The organism is Chryseobacterium sp. BGARF1, assembly GCF_001677955.1.
In the GTDB taxonomy this organism is placed as follows: domain Bacteria; phylum Bacteroidota; class Bacteroidia; order Flavobacteriales; family Weeksellaceae; genus Chryseobacterium.
This window is the reverse complement of the sequence record NZ_LELA01000143.1, coordinates 1-4,934: the sequence shown is the minus strand read 5'-3', so window position 1 is coordinate 4,934 and position 4,934 is coordinate 1. Positions and strand designations below refer to the sequence as shown.

The 4,934-nt window shown below is 33.2% G+C and carries 4 protein-coding genes; all 4 read left to right on the top strand.

The annotated features are described in order from the left end of the window. The first annotated feature begins 50 nt into the window (after positions 1 to 50). The 4 genes from tssD (at position 51) to AB671_RS20615 (ending at position 4,669) form a co-directional block, all read left to right on the top strand. Positions 51 to 455 carry a type VI secretion system tube protein TssD gene (tssD, locus tag AB671_RS20630; RefSeq protein WP_066678831.1) on the top strand — a complete coding sequence of 135 codons (405 nt, stop codon included), beginning with the start codon at positions 51 to 53 and terminating at the stop codon, positions 453 to 455. 332 nt (positions 456 to 787) lie between these two features. Next, entirely contained in the window at positions 788 to 2,743 is a 1,956-nt protein-coding gene (locus AB671_RS20625) for a type VI secretion system Vgr family protein (RefSeq protein ID WP_066678832.1), read from the top strand. A gap of 2 nt (positions 2,744 to 2,745) precedes the next feature. Further along, positions 2,746 to 4,140: an N-acetylmuramoyl-L-alanine amidase gene (locus AB671_RS20620; RefSeq protein ID WP_066678833.1), complete on the top strand. Its 1,395-nt coding sequence runs from the start codon at positions 2,746 to 2,748 to the stop codon at positions 4,138 to 4,140. Between the two features lies 1 nt (position 4,141). Then, positions 4,142 to 4,669, top strand: coding sequence for a hypothetical protein (locus tag AB671_RS20615; protein WP_066764889.1), 528 nt, complete (start codon positions 4,142 to 4,144; stop codon positions 4,667 to 4,669). Positions 4,670 to 4,934: the final 265 nt, after the last annotated feature.

Below are 4,934 nucleotides of genomic sequence, written 5' to 3'. Positions count from 1 at the left end.
TTTGGGTTATAGAAATCACAAAAATACTAACGATTTAAAATTTACTTATTATGGCAGCAAATTCAAGAGGAATCTTAAAATTCAACGGCAGCGAAGGTCAAAAATTATTAAAGCTGAATTATAGCGTTTCAAGATCTACAGATGTTTCGGGCAGAGTAGCATCAGACCCATCTAATGCATTAATTAAATTAACAATTGAGGCAACAGAAAAATCTGAAATCCTCGAGTCATTATTAAACGGAAAATACAAACCTACAACAGGTGAAATTACATTCAACAAATCTCACGAAGAAGGTACTTTAATTACTTTAAACTGGGAAAACGGTTATGTTATTCAGCATGAAGTAGATTTCGATGCAGTAGACGAAAACTCAATGTTAATCAGCTTTGTAGTAAGTGCTGAAAAAATCAACTACGGAAACTCTGCTTACGAAGGAGTTTGGCCGGGTGAATAACAGTAATTCATTAAGGTTTATATAGATTCAAATAAAGACTGTCCCAAAAGACGGTCTTTTTTCGACTCATGAGGGTTTAAATTGAATCATTTTTAGGGCAGCTTATCCTTCTTCCACTCCCGCTTTTTTTATTTTCTGGTTATCACCAAAAAATAAAAAAGAGCTCCGTTCAAGCAGGGCTGCGATGAGGTCTGTTTTAAAAACTCAGTAAAAAACACAATTTATCGGGGCAATAACGTATAGTTAAAAGCCTGAATATAAATTTTATCACTTAAAATTTAAATGAATAAATAAAATTTAATATCTTTAATTCACCACATAATCACAACAATATGAATACCTCAGAAAAAAACGGAGGTTCCGTTTTCCGCCCGTCTCAAAATGCGGCAGGAATTTCAGAGAATCATCATACCGGAATCAACCGATTGGTAAAATTATCCTTGGTCATTGAAGGTAAGGTAATCAAGTATTACAAACATTTCAAGCTTACCCAAAGCTCACAAAAGCATCACGAATTTACGCTGACTTTAGCTCACGATACTTTAGGTGATCGCCAAACTCATACTTTAGAAGAAGCGAATAAATTTTTAGGCAAAAGATTAACGGCCGTCATTTCTTATAAAGACATCGAAAACAGTCCGGAACGCACTTTTGTAGGAGTTATCACTGGCGTAGGATTCAGTCAAGAGAAAATGAGTCTGGGAAATATCATTTTGTCAGGTTACAGTCCAACAATTTTATTGGATGGAGCGCCTCATATTCAGAGTTTTGGTGGGAATCAGGCTGTTAATATGGGAATTATTGCTGAAGAAGTGATAAAACAGGGTTTAGATAAAAGCCGTTTTGATATCCGAATCGATACCAATGATTATTCTCAAATTATTTATAGCAGCCAATACGACGAAACGCATTACAATTATCTGGCGAGAATGGCAGAAGCGTATGGAGAACAGTTCTATTACGACGGCGAAGTTCTTCACTTTGGAAAACTTCCACCACAAAATAAACCCATCAAATTAACGTATGGAAGCAGTGCTAACGACATAAAAGTTGAATTGAAAGCGGTTCATACCAAACCACAGTTCTACGGCTACAATAGCAATAAAAATGAAGTTTTGAAATCGGGTTCAACACCAATCCAGCATGTTGGAGATTTGGCAAAAACAGCTTATCAACACAACGATGCTATTTACAAAACACCATCATTACGAGTTGCTCCAATAAAAGCAACGACTCATTTGGATGTAGAATATTCACAAAAAAGCACTTCTGGAAGTGAGGCTGTCAATGTTTTCAATCTTTCGGGTTCTACAACCGTTCCTTTTTTACATCCGGGATGCAGTGTAGATATCGAAATGCGAAAACCTGATACGAATGAAACATCATATTTCACAAGAATCATGATTACAGAAACCACGCATGAAATTGATACCATTGGTCATTACACCGGAAGTTTTGCCGGAATCGCATCCGATACAGGTTTTTTACCCAAACCAGAATTCACAACGCCAAAAGCTGAACCGCAGATTGCAACAGTCATTTCAAACACCGATCCGGAAGGACAGGGAAGAGTTCAGGTAAGATTTGACTGGCAAACGAACGACACCACTCATTTTATCAGAATGATGAGTCCCGATGCAGGAGGAACCGACCAGATTACCCAAAACCGAGGTTATGTTGCCATTCCCGAAGTTGGAGATCAAGTAATGGTAAACTTTGTCCACCATCATCCCGACCGACCTTTTGTAATGGGTGGAATGTTTCATGGGGGAACGGCTTTGGGTGGATTCGCAGACAATCGTGTAAAATCTATCATGACCCGAAGCGGACATAAAGTGGTTTTTACAGAAGATGAAAGTATTATTATTACAGATAAATCGGGTAATGAAATTCATCTTGATACAACGGGAAGTAATATCAATATCACCGCTCCGGAAACCATGACATTGAATTGTAAGAATATGAATATCAATGTAACGGAAAGTATGAACACAAACGTGGGAATGAATCAAAATAATACTGTGGGAATGAATATTTCTGAAAGTGCAGGCATGAATAGAACTTCTACTGTCGGTTTATTAAATATGCTCTCCATTGGAACTGATTTTATTACCAACGTTACAGGAAAAATGACTGAGTTTATTACTGGAAATAAAGAATCGCATACAGAAAAAGATCGATTGAGAGTTGCCAATGGTAAGATTACCAATCAAAGTCAGGGCGTTTTTGAACAGCATTCTCAAAAAGAGATTAAGAATAATTCTGCAGAAATTTCAAAAAACCATTAGTTATGGGCAAAGAATCTTTTATAGGAGGAGACTATATTGAAACTACGGGAGGTTCTTCCAAAACCTATGCAGGAAAAAATATTGAAAACTCTTCCCTTGGAAATCAATTTACACAAAATGGGCTTGATTCTGGAGTGACCTATGGTACGAATGAAGAAGCTCCAACAATTGGTGGTTCAACTGTAATTGACGCTTATTTTGCAAAAATAGATAATGATTTATATCAAAAAATAAATTGGGCTGGTGTTGAAGATGAAATATATATTGTTGTAAAAACGCAAGGGCTATCGGGAAAAAATATTGAAATAAATATTTTAGATAGAGATGGTGTTATTACAAAAGATGAATATTCCCCATTAGCTGTTTTACAAGATAACATGGATAAAAAAGGAGAATTTATTACAAAAGTAAGAGATGATGGTTTTGCTATTTTTAAATTAGAAATGAAACCTTCTAAAAATGAAAATGATATTAAAATATGGAGAGATAAAATAGCAGCTACTAAGGACAAAAAAGCTAAGCTTTGCATATTGGTTGATGCGCATAGTCGTAATCCTGATTTGAAAGTAAATTATTTAGGTAAAAATTCAGAATCTGATAAATCTTCTCAAAAAGCAGATAAACATAATTATTGGCTTGATGAAAATGGGAAATGGTTTGAACTAAGGCGCAAGAGTCCTGTGATTATAATTGATCCAGGACATGGATATACAAAAGGAAATACAGGAGCTGTAAGTTGGATTTATACATATAAACTAAAAGGAAAAGATGGAAAGGAAGTTTTAGATGAAAAAAAACAACCAAAAACAGACAAGGCTGATGTTATTAAACTTCCTCAGTATGTAATTGATACTCCATCAGCATGGATTGTCTCTGTTAAAGAAGATCCTCAAAGATCAGAGAGATTTTTAGTGTATGATGTTTCCGCAAAACTTAAGAAAAAGTTAGATGATAATGGATATAAAACTTTTATAACAAGAGAAAGAGGTCCAATTGTTGGTTCTGATAATGGAGAAACTAGAAAAAAAAGGATAGATTTAGCAAAAAATAATAAAGCAGAATATTTTATATCAATTCATGCTGATGGAGCAAATGGATATACATCTACTGGTTCTCACGTTATATATCCTGATTCCGATAATACAGAATGTATAGAATTAGCAAAAGATATTTTTACTACTTATAATGTTGTTCCTGTTGAAAGCAATTCCCCTAAAATTGATGTTAGAGGTTTGCAGGTTTTAAGCCAAATACAAAATACTACCAAAAGAAAAATACTTGTAGAATTAGGGTTTGTAACAAGTCCAAAAGATTCAAAAGCATTGTTTTCAGGAATCGATACAATTGCGAAGCAATTATATGATGGTTTGATTATAAATATTAACAAAAACTTTTAAAATGAAATTTTTATATATTTTAACTGCATTCATGTTATTGTTCTGTTCTAAAAAGAAGGATAACGAAAAGCAATCAAGTCATGTAAATTCTGCAAAAGAAAATTTAAAAAATGATACTATTTTAAAACGAAAATATCTCAATAATAAATTAGAATATGTAATTCTTACAAAAGATAGCTTAGGAAGTGACGAATTACACATTTCTTACTACGAAAATGGTAATATAAGAGAAAAAGGATTGATTGGGATTGTTTCTAATAAAGATTTAAATACTAAAGCATCTATACAAACATGGTTTTATTATGATAAGCTTAATAATTTAGATTCAACAATTTATTATAACAATGATGAGCTTCAGAAAGATTTTATAGAAAAAAAATGTTATTACAAAAATGGTAAGTTAAAAACTATTGAGAAATATAATAATTATATTCTTTATGAAAATGAGAAAAATTCTATAGGTATATGGAAAAAATATAATGAAGACGGAAAGCTATTTCAAACAATTAATTATAACAAAAAAAAATGAATTAGAAAATGAATTGAAAACTTTCAAAAAAATTGAAACAACAAGTCGTAGAGTAACGATAAACAGCAAAAGTGAAAACCTTATTTTTTATATTACAAACATTAACGGAAAGAAGAAAAAGCATTTGTAGAAGGCGAAGGAAAAACCCGAATGGTAAAAACCAGCATTGCCAATACCGCAGGAATAAAAAAATGGGTAGACCAAGCCAAAGAAGAACTGAAAATTACAAAACACTGGTACACTGATATTGTAGATTGGGCAAGAG